Annotated in this window: 10 protein-coding genes; all 10 read right to left on the bottom strand. The window is 52.3% G+C overall.

Annotated elements, in window-relative coordinates; all coding sequences use genetic code 11:
* Nucleotides 1-63: 63 nt before the first annotated feature.
* Nucleotides 64-1,773 (bottom strand): tetratricopeptide repeat protein, encoded by a 1,710-nt coding sequence (locus GK091_RS01240; protein WP_164034819.1) that lies wholly within the window; start codon nt 1,771-1,773, stop codon nt 64-66.
* A gap of 14 nt (nt 1,774-1,787) precedes the next feature.
* Complete coding sequence (locus tag GK091_RS01235; RefSeq protein ID WP_164034818.1) at nt 1,788-3,248, bottom strand: RagB/SusD family nutrient uptake outer membrane protein; 1,461 nt, start codon at nt 3,246-3,248, stop codon at nt 1,788-1,790.
* A gap of 159 nt (nt 3,249-3,407) precedes the next feature.
* Nucleotides 3,408-6,599, bottom strand: a complete 3,192-nt coding sequence (locus GK091_RS01230; protein WP_164034817.1) for a SusC/RagA family TonB-linked outer membrane protein — start codon at nt 6,597-6,599, stop codon at nt 3,408-3,410.
* Nucleotides 6,600-6,805: 206 nt separating this feature from the next.
* Nucleotides 6,806-8,095 (bottom strand): sulfite dehydrogenase, encoded by a 1,290-nt coding sequence (gene soxC, locus GK091_RS01225; RefSeq protein WP_164034816.1) that lies wholly within the window; start codon nt 8,093-8,095, stop codon nt 6,806-6,808.
* A 2-nt stretch (nt 8,096-8,097) separates the two neighbouring features.
* Complete coding sequence (locus tag GK091_RS01220; RefSeq protein WP_164034815.1) at nt 8,098-8,676, bottom strand: c-type cytochrome; 579 nt, start codon at nt 8,674-8,676, stop codon at nt 8,098-8,100.
* Nucleotides 8,669-10,441, bottom strand: a complete 1,773-nt coding sequence (locus GK091_RS01215) for a hypothetical protein (protein WP_164034814.1) — start codon at nt 10,439-10,441, stop codon at nt 8,669-8,671. The genes GK091_RS01220 and GK091_RS01215 overlap by 8 nt, the downstream gene beginning before the upstream one ends.
* Before the next feature lie 12 nt (nt 10,442-10,453).
* Nucleotides 10,454-11,839, bottom strand: coding sequence for a DoxX family protein (locus GK091_RS01210; protein WP_246202110.1), 1,386 nt, complete (start codon nt 11,837-11,839; stop codon nt 10,454-10,456).
* Between the two features lie 12 nt (nt 11,840-11,851).
* Complete coding sequence (locus tag GK091_RS01205; RefSeq protein WP_164034813.1) at nt 11,852-13,195, bottom strand: RagB/SusD family nutrient uptake outer membrane protein; 1,344 nt, start codon at nt 13,193-13,195, stop codon at nt 11,852-11,854.
* A gap of 84 nt (nt 13,196-13,279) precedes the next feature.
* Entirely contained in the window at nt 13,280-16,318 is a 3,039-nt protein-coding gene (locus GK091_RS01200) for a SusC/RagA family TonB-linked outer membrane protein (RefSeq protein ID WP_164034812.1), read from the bottom strand.
* A 266-nt stretch (nt 16,319-16,584) separates the two neighbouring features.
* Entirely contained in the window at nt 16,585-16,866 is a 282-nt protein-coding gene (locus GK091_RS01195) for an ACT domain-containing protein (protein ID WP_164034811.1), read from the bottom strand.
* Nucleotides 16,867-18,048: the final 1,182 nt, after the last annotated feature.

Here is an 18,048-nt window from a genome sequence, read left to right as displayed (position 1 = left end):
ATAGCGCTATACAGCACTGATTTTTAACTATGTGCATCTCTGTAGGCAAAAAATCTCCTTTAACTACAAGGGGAATAAGCCTTTATCACCATCCTGTGCGACGGCTTTCACGCGCATTGCGTAGTCTCTGGCCTTGGTCAGATCACCTTTCTGTTTATACACGTTATAGAGTCCCCAATAGGCGTTAGCCGAATTTGGATGACGTTCCAGAAGGGCGTTGTAGGCGGCAATTGCTTTGTCGTACTTTCTGGCTTTCAGATGAGCTTCGGCCAGACTGATCAAGACCGGACGCGCATACGAGGGTGGCTCACTATAGCCAAGTTCATCTTCTTTCTTCTTCGCTTTTTCGAGCAGCAAAATCGCTTCAGCATAGTTGTTCCCGGCGCTTTGGATAACGCCCTGTAACTCCAGCGATGCGACATTCAAATCGTTGATGCGCCGGGTTGCGATCACATCGTCGGGACCAGTCTGGTTACTATTTCGCCAGAGTGAGGCATCGAGCGCATCCGCAAATCGTTTCGCTTCGGTTAGGTTGTTTTTCCGGACAGCGTTCATGCCCGATGCGAAATAAAAGAGTCCATCCTTATAAGCCATCGCTTTGGCGGAGTAGAGACTATCCTTATCCAGTTGAATAGCCGCCAGCCGAGCCGCAGCTTTCTCGTAGAACCCAAAGCATAATTCCATTTTAGCCGGTGCAATTACACCCTGGTAGAAGAACCGACCTTCGTATTTCTGCTTCCGCTCTTTAGTGGCTGGCATCCGCTGAAGTTTCTCGGCATAATACAAAGCGGTGGCGTACCGACCATCTTCGGCGCAATTGGACAGCAGGTAATTGATGTTGTGGATATAATTCCAGGCATCGACTTCCGGAATATGCTGTTTTTTCATGTACGCTGAGTCCACAGCCAGCGAGGCCGTAAACGCATCATACGCCTTTTTGTAATCGCCGACTTTGTAGTAAACATGGCCCGGCATGTGCACCATGTGTCCCGAAGCTGGTGCCAGTCTGGGCAGGATTTCCGCGCTTTTCAGGGCTTCTTCGGCGCAGCAGTTTTCCATCAAATGGATCCAGTAATGATGCACGGCGGCATTAGTAGGATGCGTTTTGAGCAAATCCCGGAGCAGGTACTCCGAATACAGTTGACCTTCACGCGGATTCATAGCCGCATCGTAACCGCCCATTTTGCTCAGGGCCAGAAAGAGCTTTGCATCAACATCATCAGGGTATTTATGGACGATGAGTTCCAGCCTCTTCTGATAGCCTACTTTGCCGTTTTCACTGTCAGCATCCCGCAGTAAAATACAGTCGGCATAGAGTTTTTCGTGTTCTGACGCGGTTGCTTTTAACGCTTTCAGTTTCCGGATCGCCAGCTTTTTATCCGCGTCGAAATCGGTTCCTTCGATCGCCCCAATGGCACTGTATAATCCCCAGTAGGGCATAACCGCACTTGAATCGTGGCGAATGGCTTCCTTGAACGATCGGTACGCTTCAAAATCCCAGAAGCAATGCAGCAGCGATACGCCCTGACTGAAAAAAGCCTGCGTCTTCGTTGACGTTGTCTTTATTTTGAGGTCGGATGTACCGATGCCGGTAAGTAGCTCAGGAGCTGGCAGATTGTGCACATAAACCGTTTCCTTCCGATAATCCTGAATATGCGTCAGGTGATCATGGCTTTCGCCATCGTGTGCTTCGTGCTGATGTTCCGCCTGCCGAACGCGTTGTCCCAACGCGCTACAGGTTATCAGACAGGCTAGTAAAATAAAGCGTTTCATAAAGAACGGGTTGGCTAACTCAAGAGCAGTTTATTGGTCGTAATCTCCGTATTGGGCAAGGGGAAAATGTAATTGCTCTGCGACGGCAGAACCACCGGCGCACTGTTCGAGCTACTCGACTTGGCGGGTAACGGCAACAGGTTTCGTAGTAAATCATTCGACCGGAACCCTTCACCAAGTAATTCGATCCGGCGCTCTTTCAGGATCGTATTGACCAGCGCATCCTGCGTACCCGTGGCGCTGGCCGGAAACGTATACGTCGCATCGGACCGCGTACGAACCGCTTTCAGCAGATTAGTTGCTGTTGTCAGATCACCGGTGCGGGCCGACGCTTCAGCGTAATTCAGCAACACTTCCGAGTACCGAAGAATGGGCAGATAATCCAGAAATGGCGAGGGTTTGCTGTATTTCGTCAGGAACTGCACCCCCGACGCTGTCCGGGCAAACGTTCTCCGGGCGTCCGTTGATTTCCATTCGGTTTCCCCCCAGATTCCGTTTGGATTGAGGTTATATTCAGAATTGGCGTTGAACACATAGGGAAACGAGGATTGCCCCGTTACGTTATCCAGCTCAGTCATCGGCACCGACAGAATCGACTCGGTGCTGGTGTAATTGGTGGTAAAAATCTCGACAATGTTTTGCAGCTTATGACTCACGCCCGTAGCCGCCGAATAAGGTGCAGCGGTTGACACGATTTTTTTGGCTTCCTCAATCACTTTTGCCCAGTTGCCGCTGTTCAGATAAACGCGCGTTTTCAGGGCAATCGCCGTGTTTCGGTGCGCCCGCGTCGTGTTGAGCAAAGCCGTCGAATAGTTGAGCGGTAGATCGGCCTCAGCCTCATCCAGGTCTTTCAGAATTTGCGCGTATACCTCGGCTACGGTACTCCGCTTGAGGTCATTATTGGCCGTTGTGGTCTCAGCCTGCAACCGGAGCGGGAGTCCCGGCGAGGCTCCTTTGTTCTCGTTATACGGACGCGCATATGCTGTTATCAGGCTGTAATAGCTAAGTGCCCGCAGAAATTTCGCTTCGGCGGTGTATTGCCTGGCGAGCGTGGCGCTTACCTTGGTCGGATTATCCGCCAGTCCTTTGATCAGGATATTGGCATTGTTAATCGACGCATACCCAGCCGCCCAGAATCCGGCTACGAAGTTCGAGCCTGAGTTCAGCGTCTGGTTCCAGGCTTCGTAGGCTGTAAACGTATTGCTCGTCCGGTTGATGAATTCTTCCCCCCGCGCTTCCGAATAGGTAAAGTAGTTCCCTCCGTAGAAGTTTGCGTTTTTCACGGCTTTATAAACGCCATTGACAAGACCCAGAATCCGGTCGGGCGTGTCGAATGCATTGGTCCCGCTGATTGCGGTAGCGGGGGTCGGATTAAGCAGTTCGGTGTCCGTACAAGCCGAGATGGTAAGCAGTAAACCTACACTCAAGTAGCGACCAAAACGAGGAATTCGTGGAGTTACTATCTGTTTTTTCATTCGAGTAAATAGCTGATGACAGGTAGCTTGTGATTTGGGGTATAGCGTTTAGCCAGCGGCCTGCATCACGCAGACTAAACCATTGACGTTCGGAACGTACTATACACCCAAACCATAAACTATACCTTGATTTAGTTTTGGAGAATCAATTGCTGGCGCTTAAAATCCTACGTTAAGACCAAACGTGAAGGTGCGTGCCTGGCCGATGGAATTCTTTTCGACGCCCGGCGTAGTGTTAGAATTACCATTCGAGGATGATTCCGGATCAGCACCGGTGTAAGGCGTTAGCAGCAGAAGATTTGACCCCTGCGCATACACCCGAACAGAACTGATACCTGTTTTACCAAATAAGCTGGCTGGTAATCTGTAGCCAATGGATGCATTTTGCAGGCGGACGAAATCACCTTTTTCAGCGTTGGTCGATACCGGGAATGAGGAACCACTCGATGTTTGATCATTATACACCAGACGCGGTACGTCGGTGATGTCGCCCGGCTTTTGCCAGCGGGTCAGCACTTCGGTCGAGTTGTTGTAGGCCCGTTGATCCAGCAGCGTAGCGCGGGTTCCGTACATGATCAGGTTACCGCCCGAGAACGTCAGGTTTAGTCCGGCATCAAAGTTTCTGTATTTAAAGTTACTATTGAAACCACCGTACCATTTTGGTAAGGCATTGCCAATCAGATAGTAATCAGCCCCCGTAATGGCCGCTGCGGTTTTGCCATCCAGGTAGGTCCACTGGCTTTCGCCGGGTGCCACGACCTGGCTATATTGAACCTGTTCGCCTTTGGCATTGATAAAAATCCGACGCCCATTATCGGGATTCACACCCGCCGTTTTCGCGCCATACAAGCTACCGACCGAATACCCGACGCGCGTAATATTCGTCGTCTCGTACGATACCATCGTCGTACCAACAATGTCGGTGCTGCCACTCGACAGGGCAGTTACCTTATTGCGTAGATTCGTGTAATTGAACCCCGCATTCCAGGAGAAATCGCCTTTACGGATGATCGTTCCGTTGATGCCAATCTCGATACCCCGGTTGTACATCGAGCCAACGTTCCCCAGAATGGCGTTGCCGGGAATACCTTTCGACACCGCCTGGGGTGCGCTGAGAATCAACCCATTTACGTCGTTATTGAAATACGTCAGATCGACCTGAATGCGGTTATTCCAGAAGCCCAGATCGGCCCCAACGTTTGTCTGGTCACTGGTTTCCCAACCCAGATTTGGGTTGCCCGCCTGCGAAATAGCCCAGGTAGGTGCACTACCATACAGCGAACCGCTATATAACTCCTGCGAATTGAACGCATTGCTCAGGTTACCATTGCCGACCCTACCCCAGCTGGCGCGCAGTTTGATAGTACTAAGCGTCGATACCAGTCCGGAATTTTTGTAAAACCTTTCTTCGGATACTACCCAGCCGCCGGATACACCGCCAAAATTGCCGTATTTTCTACCCGTACCGAGTGCCGAATTACCATCCCGCCGGAAGTTGACCGTTAGGAAGTATTTCTTATTCAGATCATACGTCAGCCGGGAGAAGAACGATAGGTAAGCCCGCTCGCTGAGATCATTGTCCGATGCCGTAATGACGCCCCAGTTACCCTGGTAATTCTGAAAGAATTGATCCGATCCCTGCGTTCGGGTTGCGCCCCAGGACGAGTTATTGAACTTTTGTACATCGTAACCGGCTAAAACCGATACGCCATGTTTACCCCCGAACGTTTCGTTATACGTCAGCGTGCTGGCCCAATCCCAGTTATCGCGAATAGCCGTGGCATTGGCAACCGCCCCCTTCGTTGAGAAACCGTTCCCCTGAATGGCGCTGTCGAAACTTACGTTGTCAGTCCGCAACCGGTCGATTGAATACGTCGTCGTAAACGTTAGGTTCTTCAGGAGGGTAGCGGTGGCACCCAGACTACCAATAATGCGATCGTTTACTGACGAATAACGGTTCAAATCCAGCAAGGCGACCGGATTGCCAAAATTGCTCACGACCTGATTGTTCCCCATACCAATCGTGTTGGGACTGGCAGTACTGATGTTATAGCTACCATCGGCATTGTAGGCCGCTACGTTGGGAGGCAGGGCAATGGCTAAACGCGCAGCCGATACCAGCAGAAACGTGGTATTGGGCGTCGAACCCGAATAGGGAGACAGGTTATTGCTCGTGTTGTAGGAGATGCTGCCTTTCAGTTTCAACCAACTCGTTACTTCTTGGTCGATGTTGAACCGAGCCGCTTTCCGGGCGAATTCGTTGCCTTTCAGGATACCGTTTTGCTTGGTATAATTAGCGGAGAAATAATAGGTCGTCGCGGCTGAGCCTCCCGAAACGCTTATATTCTGGCTCTGCGATACTCCCGTGCGGTAGATGTAGTCGTACCAGCGGGTGTCCACTGCCGAACCATCCGCGTTTCTGTTCGGGAAAAACAGGGCCGAGGCTACGTTGTCATTTGCCTGATTACCGCCCAGAATTTTAGCGTTCAAAACGGCTTCGTTCTTGATGGCAATGTATTGGTCGGCGTTCAATAGCTCCGGCAGACGGACGGCCTCCGAAGCACCCACCCAGGTTTCGTACGCAATCCGGGGTTTGCCGGTTTTGCCGCGTTTGGTCGTGATCAGCAAGACGCCCGCTGCCGCCCGTGAGCCATAGATCGACGTTGAGGCCGCATCTTTCAACACATCGATTGACTCAATATCAGCCGGGTTTATGTCGCCCAGCGGATTATTCGGAACCGCCGTACTGGCCGATACATTGCCGGTATTGATGGGAATACCATCCACCACGACTAGTGGATACGAGCTGAGTGAGATTGAGTTTACGCCCCTGATCCGGATGACAGGCGGGTTATTGAGGACTCCGTTGGGCTGCGCAATACTTACTCCGGCGGCCCGGCCCTGCAATGCCTGGTCGAAACTTTGAACGGGTTGCTCTTTGATCGCATCACCGTTTACCCGCACCGCTGACCCCGTAAATTCAGCTTTCGCCTGCGTGCCATACCCCACGACCATCACTTCGCTGAGCTGCTTGGTATCCGCACTTAGCTCAATCGCGAAAACCGTTCGGTTCTGTACGGGCTGCTCAACGGATGCATACCCGATGAACGAAAAGATAAGGGTTGCGCTGGGCGACACAGTCAGCTTGAACGTGCCCTCTTGATCGGAGGTGGTGCCGTTGGTAGTCCCTTTTACGACAACCGATACGCCGGGCAATACCTCACCCGTCTGCTTGTCTTTGATGGTTCCGGTTACGTTTTGCCCCTGCGCGTGTGCATGGCTGGTAAGCCATAAAAGGGCTATACTCACTCGTATCGTCGTGTAAAAACTTCGTAAAATTTTCTGTGTCATGGTTTTGTCTTTTAGGTTGTATCGTGAATTAGTAGTTCTCATCAATAGACCGGATTTTTTAATTAATACACAAAACCTATATAACAAATAGATTATAAGTGACTACTTAAAAAGAGGATGCAATTCGTGTAGGCTTGCCGTTGCGTCTTAAAATCGATACCTGTACTTCGTGCTTAGCCAGATACCCTCTTGCTTTGACCAGGAAGTTATCGCCAGTTCTCCGGACGGTTCAGCACCCGACCATCGGGTTTGATTTGCCAGGCCGTAATCGGGTTGAAATGGTAGCCGCCCGTATCAGCCCCCCGTGCGTCGATCAACTGGGCAAACGTGGGCTGGGTATATCCTGTCTCGTCCGTCACGCGACTCATAATTTCGGTTTCTGCACCGTTCCACTGCCAGAGATGCCGAAAGCGAACGTGCGCTTTATCCAGTACCGGCTCCTGCAAGTCAGCTCGTTGCCAACGCTTGCCAGCATCCGTGCTAACCTCCACAAGAACAACTTTGCCCCGCCCGCTCCAGGCCAGTCCCCGAATCTCGATCCAGCCCCGCTCCACCTGCACGGGATAAGCGGGAAAGGTAATGATCGACCGTGCGTCTATGTCGAAACTAAATTGCCGGATTTTGCCCCCTTTGATACCTTCGGTGTACTTCGATGTTTCTTCACGGGTCTGCCAGGGCTGATCACCGATTTCGAGCCGACGCAGCCATTTCACGCTGGTGTTCCCTTCCCAGCCGGGCAAAAACAGACGTACCGGATAACCCTGTTCGGGGCGAAGTGCTTCCCCGTTCTGGGCGTACGCAATAATCGCATCGTCCCAGCCCTTGCGAAGCGGAATGCTACGTGACATAACAGCGGCATCACCGCCCTCGGCCAGAAACCAGCCGGGGCGACCGTCAGCGGAGTCTGGCTTCACGCCCACTTCCCGAAATAAGGTCGAGAGTCGCACGCCAGTCCATTCGCTCTGGCTGGTCAGCCCGCAAATTTCCTGCGGACTCATGGTTTCTTTACCCGTCCGGAAGTTGCCGGAACATTCCAAAAAGGCAATACGGGACACGGATGGAAACCGCTTCAGATCAGCCAGCGAAAACACGGTTGGCCGCTCTACCTGCCCATGGATGAGCAGTTCATACGTAGCGGGATTGATGGCCGGTACACCGTTATGATGTCGCTCGAAATGCAGATCGGACGGCGTGATGGTCCCGTGTAAATCCTGCAACGGCGTTCGGGACGAGATATCAGACGCTTTCCTAACCACTTTCTCGAACGGCGACCGGGTGCCAACCTCGCCCGGCGGTATGCCCATTCGTCGGGTAGGATCGTCGGGTTGTTCGGGAATGCCGATCTGCACGCCTTTTGTCCATGAAGTTTGTACGACCGCGACGGCAACCGTTGCCGCTCCACCCAGCAGCGTTCTTCGGGTAAGTTTCGGCGGATGCGTCGATTGATTCTCGTCGCGCTCGGGCTTCAGGTTTTGTTGTTTGTCAAAGAAACTCATTATCAATGTATGTCAGGACCACCCCGTCGATCGTCGGGCACAAACCGTTTCTGAGCGGGCATTTGTATTGTCGGTAGAATTTTCGCGTCGAGGACCGTTTTCTCATCCATAAGGTTATTGGCACTGAGCAGATAGGCCGTGAGTGCATACACTTCGTTGTTGGTGAGTGATCCCGGTTCGGCAAAAGGCATAGCGCGCCGGATGTAATCGAAGACCGTACTCGCGTAAGGCCAGTAATTGCCAATGACGTTGGCCGGCCGTTTGCCAGGCGCGGGCGCTGTGACGACCAAAGCCCCCTGGGCTCCGCCTGTGCCCCCTACACCGTGGCAGGCCGCACACTTGCTGACAAAAATCACTTGTCCCTTCGCGGCCGTTCCCGATCCGGCAGGTAGCCCAACCCCATCGGGTCGCACGTCGATATCGATCCGGGAGATCTGAGCGGCTGTCGCGGGCTTGCCAAACCCAAATCGATTCGGCAACGTATCGCCGACTGCGTGGGGCAAAGGTGGTCTGGGCAGTTGGGGAATCAAGCCGCCCAGCCCTACCCATATGGTAGATAAAATCACCAGTAGTTTACTCATACGTGCCGGCTTTGAGCGTACTTTCCGACAGCGCATAGGCTCGTTTCATCCGGTCCAGCACAACGTAGATCGAATCGTTATGCTCGTTGATACCGGTCAAAACAACCCGCTGCCCATCCGTTGTTTTATAGTTGAGAATCATCCGGTTGCGGTTGGCCGGTTTCGATTCGGCGTCAATGCCTTTCGTACGTCGGGTAGAGCGGGCGATGGGATCAATTTTTGAATCCTCGGGACCTATGTTGGCCAGCGCTGTTTTCGGTATCCAGTTGTCAGGCTGGGTCGCTTTTTCTGATTTGCCCCCCCCCGGTTCACCCCGTCGCCGGCCAGCGCCACCCAGATCACCGTTGTTAGCGAGGAATTCCCGGTTTTCGGCATTTCGTGCCCCCCGATTTTTGTCCTGCAAGTACAGTACGTGATTTTTCGTATCAGCCTCGTAATAGAACACCCGCTGTCCACCCGCAACGCCCGTCAGCTCGAACGTCCGGTTGATGTCGCGCATCGGTGCCCCGCCCCCGTTCGAGAGGTCCAGTTCAACAGGTTTAGCCGTTTTAAACGTCAACGTCGTCCAATTCTCAAAGGTCGCTTCCTGCCAGCGTACCGAATCCAACGGTGAATACGGTACTGGTTTACCATTGAGCCGAAACTCCGTGACGTTGTAATTACCGCGCAGTTCTTTCACCCCTTTCTGCGCCGGTTGTTTGTACGGATCATAGACGAAGTTGACGTATTGGAGCCAATAGAGCAGTACCAAAAAAATGCCAATGGTCGCCGTTTTCAGGCCAATGCGAACGTATTGCTGCCAACCCGTCAGCGCGGGATAAAAATAAGCGGGGATAGTGGGGCGCTCCCGGATCAGGAGGGTATAGATGTCTTTGATGTAGTACACCAGCAGAAAACCCGACAGCAACACGAAATAAGAACTGTAGCCGTGAACCCCACCGTCGTAGGCTAAATTGACGTACACAATGTCGGCCAGCGCACCAAACAGCAGTACCGCACCCCAGAACGTGGTAGCCCGAAAGAACAACAGTGCCCCAGCCAGTACCTCGACCACACCCGTAAAGACTTCGTACCAGGGCGCAATGCCGATGGAGAGCCAGTAGATCTTCTGCGCGGTCAGATCGCCGAAGTTCGTGTTCAGTAAGCCCAGCGAAGGATAGGGTAACTGCGTGGGCATCAGCTTCGTGAAGCCGAAACCGATAATACCAATGCCCGCCCGGTAACGGACAATTACCCGTAACCAGTAATACAACAGGTCATAATCGCGGGCTTCTTTCCGGCGAAACCGGGCAACAGCCGTCCAGATCAGTCCGCCGACCGTGGCAAAAATCAGGGTGATGATCCAGGATGCGTACCCGTTCAAAGGACTACCAAACAGTTTATTACCGAAAATTGTCAAGCCTGATCCGAAACGGGCCACATCGTACAGATCGCGGTAATGCAGATGCAGCCAATCCAAGGCAATCACCTCTTTGTACCACGCTACGTTGTTGGGCAACGACATACTCACAAAAAACACAAACGCGATTCGGAACAGAACCTTCTGTCCTTCGGTCCACGCCCGACGATGTTGAGCAGGTGGCTGCTTAATCGCTTCTGTTCGACTATTGGCCTGATGCGGCCCAGCCTGATGCGGCCCAGCCTGTTTCATTTCCGCTGGATGTGGCCCAACCTGATGCGGCCCAGCCTGATGTGTCCCAACCAGTTCTTCGGGCGATACCAGCCCCAGGTCAGCCCGTTCGGGAGAGATGTTAGGAATTGCCATGTTCGGAGGAGGTTAAAGTGTAAGCGACCCGCGCCGACCCGCTTTGGCGGCTTCGTCGATGAGGTACTTCTTATCGATTTTAGTAAGCACAGCATATACCGAATCACGGGTTTCATTCAGACCCGATACGATCAGCGTCGACGCATTTTGCCGCTTCAGCGATAACTTCAGCGTCTCAGTCTTATGGTTGGGATTGGCATTTTTCAGCGTCAATACCGAACCATCCGCACCACGCGACGTACTATCGATGCTGTAGCGGTAGTAATGACGGCCTTGCGAACCCGCCAGTTCATAATCCCGCTCCGTGTCCGCTCCCGACACCTGTTCGACGTTCGTGTTCAGCAGCGTTACGGGCCGGTTGGACTTAATGCTGATCGTGTTCCAGGTTTCGAAAACAACGTCCTGCCAGCGAATCAGATCTGTTTTTGAATAAGGCAGCGTTTTGTTGCCAATCCGAAACGCGCTGACATTATAGAGCCCAGATACACCCGGCAACCCCGGCGTTTGCGGGAATCGAACCGGTCCTGTGCGGTAGGCCGCATACGTGCTGTAGCCATAAACCACGACCGCGAAGAGCACAAACGCACCCTTGAGCGCCAGCCGACCGTAGCGTTGCCACTGTTCCGAGAAGATTGGCCGAAACCGATTCGGAGCCGTTGGTAGTTCGAGCGATACCAGTCTGAAGAGCCGGATCGCATCGAAAGCAAAGAGAACCAGCGCGAACGTGATGAGCAGCCCGCTATACACATACTCCCCGCCCTCGTACGCCAGATTGGAAAAAAACACGTTCCCCAAGAATGGCAGAATGATCAACGTTCCGATAGTGGCCGTTTTGCGATGCAGCAGTAACAGTCCGCCCAGCAGTTCGACCCCACCCAGAAAGGATTGGTAGGAAGGCACGATGCCGAGTGTGAGTGAGAACAGTTTCCAGGCCGAATGATCGCCGTATGCCGTGTTCAGATTGCTGATCGACGGTAGCGGGGCCTGTAACGGGAAAAGTTTGATAAACCCGTAGGCAATCAGTCCGATCGCCAGCCGGTATCGTAGCGCGACGCGCAACCAGTAATACAGGCCATCATAGTTCGCGGTTTGTCGGTCCCGCAGGCTCCAGATTACCGTACCAATGACCGCAATAATCGCAACAACCAGCCAGTTCAGGAAGGTATCCTGCGGACCGAAAAAATGCGGAGCGTACCGGGAAAGGTTAAAGACATAGCGTGAATACCCTCCCCCGGTCGCAACCAGATTTTGGACGAATTGCCCGTCGATCGGCAACAACTGAATACCGAAATAGATAAAAACGAACCGGAACAAGGTCTTTTCGTAGGGTTGCCAATCGGTAACCTTGCGGACCACGTTAGCCTCATGGCGAAGCGGGGGTGCATCTAAAACAGCCATAGTTTACGGAGTTTAATAGCCAGGATTTTGCTCAAGTGTCGGGTCCGACAGCAGTTGCTGAACGGGAATGGGCAGCAGATACCGTTTGGAATCAGTTACGTTCAATACGTCCTTAGCGCGATCCGTCCGAACCAGGTCGAACCAGCGGTGCGGCTCTAATGCGAACTCGACCCGACGCTCGTTTTCGATGGCCAGCAGGGCCGCGTCTTTGGTGGCCGCGGTGGTGGTGGCCAGTCCCGCCCGGTCGCGAACGGCGTTCAGATCAGCCAAGGAACCCGATAACTTATCCTGTTGAGCACGGGCTTCGGCCCGGATCAGGTAGAGTTCGGCAATACGAATGATGTATGACGGATCGGAAGCCGGATTACGGTAATACAGGTTGCCGTACCAGCGGTTCTGGTTGTCTTTCGCGATGAGCGTACTACGGGTACCACCAGTCGCGGGCGTAGTAAGCAAGGTCACCAGGGCATCGTTGGGAGCCCATTGCCGGGTGCCACCATTGGTCTGGGCCTGCCACTGATTGCGGTGGTTGTTCACTTCGGTTGTTCCATTATAAAACAGTTCAAATACCGACTCCGCCGTACCCCGCGCATCGCTGGCAAAAAACGCACTGAACGGTTTCAGCAGCTGGTAGTTTGTGGTCTCACTGATCAACTTCGTGGCCTGTTCTTCCGCTTTAGCCCACTCGTTTTGGTACAGGTAATAGCGGGCTTTCAACGCCCAGACCGTTTTTCGAGTAGCCCGGTAACGATCGGTGGTGGCAGGCAGGAGCGATTCAGCAGTTTCGAGGTCGCGTAATGCCTGCGCGTACGTCTCAGCCTGACTGCTCCGCTTGACACCTACGTTGTCCGTTGGCTTGACCGTTGGACTGGTGATCAGCGGCACACCGCCGAAGGTCCTTGCCAGATCGAAATAAGCCAGTGCCCGAATAAAATAGGCTTCACCCAGGTATTGGTTTTTCAGGTCTGTTGTCAACGCCGGATCGGTAACGGTCGGCACCTTCGCCAGGACATTGTTTGCCCGGTTGATCGTTCGATAAATCGCGATCCAGACGCTTGCAATGGTTGAATTATCGGCGTTGACTTTATGATTGATGAACTCCTGCACCTGCGACTGAGAGCCCGTCCACTGAACGTTATCGCCCGACAGGTAACCAATGGACTGAAAACTAGTGCCGTAATAATCGCCACTAGCCAGCGCGCTGTAGACACCCCGCAGGGCCGTCAGCGCCGAATTTTGATCGGTTATCGTTACCGCGTCGGAGATGGACTCCAGCGGTTTTACGTCCAGAAATTTAGCGCAACTACTGACCGTCAGCAGCAGGAGCAGCGAAAAAATAACTTTTGTAGCGTTCATACTTGTGAGGTTTTAGCCCTATTTTGAAGCGGCCCCGCGTCGGTGATCCGACGGCGGTCCGGTCCCTAGAACTGACGATCTGAATTACAGCGTTACACTAATTCCCCCCTGTAAACCAACAGGTTGCGGGGGCGTACCCAGGTCAATACCCTGTGAGTTAGGGTCGCTGCTGGCGCTCGATTCGGGATCAAGACCGGTGTATTTAGTTAATAGCCAGAGGTTAGTGCCAACCGCGTATACGCGTAAACCTTGAAGGCCAAATCGACGTGTAAGCTCTTTGGGAAACGTATAGCCGATTGTGAGCGATCGTAGCCGGAGAAACGACCCATCTTCGAGCCAGCGACTGCCCCCATCGCGGTAGTTGTTGACATTGATTCCATCGGGACGGGGTACGTCGGTGATGTCGCCGGGTTTCTGCCAGCGGGCCAGATTGGAGGCAAAAATGATTCGAGCGGCATCACGTGCACCACCGCCTTCGCCAAAAAACTTGTTGTGGTTGTAAATCTTGTTACCGTACTGGTAAGCAAAAAACAGATTGACATCAAAACCCCGATACGTCAGCGTATTGGTCAATCCACCGAAGAATTTTGGCCAGATGCTACCCAATATCTGCCGGTCGGCAACGGTGATTTGTCCGTCTTTGTTGACATCCTCGTACACCACGTTCCCCGTCTGTGGATCGACATTAAGCTGCTTATAGACCCAGAATGAATAAAGCGGGGTGCCTTGCTGTTGCAGGATCAGATCGCGGCTTCCGTAGCGGAGCGGAGTGGCTAGCTTCTCAATTCGGTTGACGTTCTGAGCGACGTTGAAGCTTGTGCTCCAGGTTAATCCGCCCCGCTGAATGTTGACCGTGTTCAGCCCGAACTCAAAGCCTTTATTGCTGATCTCGGCCTTATTGCTCCAATAATTACTAAAGCCTGTCGTGCCGGGTAAGGCCAGTTGCATGAGCCCGTTAGTCGTGTATTTGTTGTACACATTGAACTCAACACTTATCCGGTCATTGAACAGCGAAGCGTCCAGACCAGCGTTCAGTTGCCGCGTACGTTCCCACTGTAAATCCGGGTTACCCAACTGCTGCGGTGAAATTCCGGGACTGCCCTGGTAGCCGGTTCCCCCCATCCATAGCCCTTGAGCGGCAAAATTACCGATGCCATTCTGATTGCCGGTCACGCCCCAGCTGGCCCGCAGTTTCAAATCGCTGATAACGGCGTTGTTTCGTAGAAAATCTTCCTGTTTGATGCGCCAGGCGGCTCCCACGGCGGGGAAATACCCCCATTTGCGCGACGAACCGAACCGAGATGAACCATCGGCCCGCAGGCTGGCATCGAGGAGGTACTTACCGCCAAAATTGTAATCGACCTTACCGAAAAACGAAGCCAGCGTACTTTTCGTCCAGTTTTGTGAACTGGCCGTTGTGGCCGCCGACGAAATCTGGGTGAACGAGTTATTTGGGAAGCCACGGCCTTCGGCATACGTCCGGGTCAAGTTATCGCTTTGAAGGGTATTGCCCACCAACGCGCCGAAGGAATGGTTAGACCCGATCCGTTTGCGGTAGGTAAGCGTCTGTTCATTGAGCCAGGTTGTGTATTGGCTGACGGTTGAGGTAGCAAAGCCGTTTGGACTACCCGCAATGAGCAATGAATTCCAGTATTCTGATTCGTTGTAATTGTTGTAATCGATGCCAACACTGGTGCGAAATTTCAGGCCCGGCAGGAGTTGCGCATCAGCGTACAGATTACCGATGTACCGCAGACTTGTCGTGTTAACGGCATAGTTGTTAAGCAGTAAAGTCAGGTTATCGAATCCGGCCCGACCCACCAACACACCCTGATCATTGACCGGCGACAGGTACGTTGGCGTATGCAGAGCCGCCTGCAACAGCCCCCCGGCGGGACCATCGCCCGCCCGCGCCTGGTTCCGGTACGTCCGGGTGAACGTATTGCTCACGCCCACTTGCACGTTGTCGTTTACTTGTTGATCAAGATTGACCTTGAAACTGGCCCGATCAAATGTGACCGGCTTGATGATGGCGTCCTGTTTGTTGAAGCCCCCGCCAATGTAATATTTGGTCGTTTGGGTGCCGCCCGTCAGGGAGAGATCGTAGTTTCGGAGCTGGGCCGTGCGGAACAGTTCACCCAGGCGGTCATACGTTTTTTGCTCTTCGGGTAAACCCCGTCCACCTTCGGCAACCGGCCGGAATGGGCGATTTTCGAACGTTCGTTTCAGCGTCGGGTCATCGTTGCCGGTATTGATCCACCACTCATTCACTAACGTAGCGTGTTCAGGACCCGTAGTCAGATCCCAGAGTTTGGCCGCTTTCGCTGCGCCAGCCGACACACTCAAATTGATAGTCGGTTTTTGGCCGAATGATCCACGCTTGGTGGTGATCAGTACCACACCATTCGCCCCACGCGAACCGTACAAAGCCGTTGCTTCGGCGTCTTTTAACACGTCGATCCGTTCAATGTCCGATGGATTGATATCGGCGATGGGTGAAGTCGCTTTACCACCCGTACCGATGGTTTGCAGACTATTGTTGTTTATAAACACCCCATCGACCACATAAAGCGGATCGTTGCTGCCGTTGATGGAGGTGGCTCCCCGCACCCGGATATTCACCTTTTCGCCCGGCACACCCGTTGCACTGGAAATCTGGACACCCACTACTTTACCCTGTAGCTGGGCATCGACACTGCCGACCGGAATCAATTTTGTATCGGTAGGATCAATTTTAGAGAGTGACCCGATCAGGTTCTTCCGTTCGACAGTGCCATAGCCCACAACGGCGACTTCGGAGAGTTGCTTGGCATCGGCAGCCAGATCGATATTGATGGTCGTTCCTTCGGCAACGACTTCTTTCGACTGGTATCCAATGTAACTTACGACCAGCGTGAAGGGAAGTTTTTGGCCGGTTTTCAGCACAAATCGACCCTTGGTATCAGCCGTTGCCCCGTTGGTCGTTCCTTTGATCAAGACGGTGGCACCGATCAATGGCTCCTGAGTTCGCTGGTCATTGATTCGGCCATTGATCGTGGCATTAATGGTCGGCGCGTTTGATTGTGCCAGTACTGAAAATGGAATTATTAGGCTTAATCCCCACAGGAATAGAGCTTTTGTCATTACTTTGCGATGGTTACATGAGAAATGAGGCAGACCAGTGGGTGTTGGAAGCACCTATTGGCACTGAAAATTGCTTCGGCGATTGCTGTCTTATTGTGACTGGCCGGGACGGTTGGCGCCGTTCCGGTTTTTTATGCACCGATGCGCGTGCGGCTACTGCCGTGGTAATTGGCTACTTCAGCTAGTCATCTGGGGAATTGTCATGGTAGAACTCGTTGGATTAGTGAGAAAATGAGTACGGCAAGATGTGCGCGTTTCGTTGCTTATCAAGAGTTGGCAAACTGAGACTGATCCGCTTTTACGCTTACGATCCCCCGCACAGCGCGCAGCCGATTGTCTATGGTTATAAATCCCTGCTTTTGTTGCACCCGGACAGTCAGCCATCCACTCGCCCGTACTCCATCCGCTTCAAAACAAAGCTGAGTGAGTTGACAGGTGTCGTCTTGGGGAATGACCTCGGCAATATCTCGGACAAAACTCGGCCGGTCGAATCCAGTGATTGCGTAGCTTACCTGGTACCAATCAATAGCATTAGTGTTAACATTCATGGCTTTTCATTAGTACTATTAATCTATATATTAAATAGAATATAAGTGTCTAGTTAGGTTAACTGGGTGATTTTTACGAACAATAAGTTGATGTCGTGTTTTGTCTGGCGAATCAAATCAGCAGCACTTGCCGGTAGACCAGGTCAAGAAACTGCCAGCGTGTGTTAGTGACAACAACGCATAAGCTGAAGAAAGGAGTTGCTGGTCTGAAAGCCGGGATCGGCACACGCAACAATTCGATTGACTACGTTCATGGTTCGCCTGTTCCACAAGACAACTTAGTACAACGCTTATGGATCAGTGAACAAAGGTGGGTTACGTTTTTTTTCTATGCAAACATTTTTGCAAAAATCTGATAGACAGTCATTTACCTATTAGTCTATCGAGATATACTGTTATAGCCTATTACATCTACAGAATAGCACTTATTAAGGCAATGCTTTGCTTTTATCTAGATAAACAGCGTTTTATCGGTCAACAATAGTAGTGCAGGATTTCGAAAAAATTTGCGGACACCGCCAACTCAACAGCTGTCAGATGTTGACAAAAGCTACAGATTGATACGTTTCGTTTGGCTCAGGGATCAGTTGACTCCCGTTCCGCTGGGCCTGGTAACCCAAAAAGAGTATGGGATAAGTAAAACAAAAGCCCGACCATGGGTCAGGCCTTGTCCTATCTGTCTATACGTTTATGAATTACTTTACTGAACAATAGCGTTAATGAAGCGGCCATTTTGGTGAGATAACGGCGCTAGTAAGTCGACATTCTCGAATTTCGGTTTAACAACCTGTAGCTCATCAACCCGTCAATCACCTGAGAAATTCGGCATAGAAAAACCCGTACAATATGAACGGGCCTTGTCTGTACTACCTGAAAGATTTCTCCATGTCTCTAACCGGGTCAGCATATAGGAGTTGGGCTTGATGAGGATTCGGGGCAAAGCAAAACCCAGTCTGTCGAACCGGGCCTGTCTCTATGGTTACCTTTATCCACTGCATATTACGCCAGAAAATTCCTGCCTGATACCTTTACTCACTCCTGAAGACAAACAAAAGCCCGGTTACCAACCAGGCCTTGTTGTTCGTCTATCAGTCATTATATTCTTCTCCGTACATAACCTGACGCATACTGAACTGTGTGTAACAGTGAGGATTTGGACCAACTAGAACGAATTGCGTGGCT

Origin of the sequence: Spirosoma agri (assembly GCF_010747415.1) — a bacterium.
Classification (GTDB): domain Bacteria; phylum Bacteroidota; class Bacteroidia; order Cytophagales; family Spirosomataceae; genus Spirosoma; species Spirosoma agri.
The sequence above is the reverse complement of the archived record's forward strand: the minus strand, read 5'-3'. Positions and strand labels throughout refer to the sequence as shown.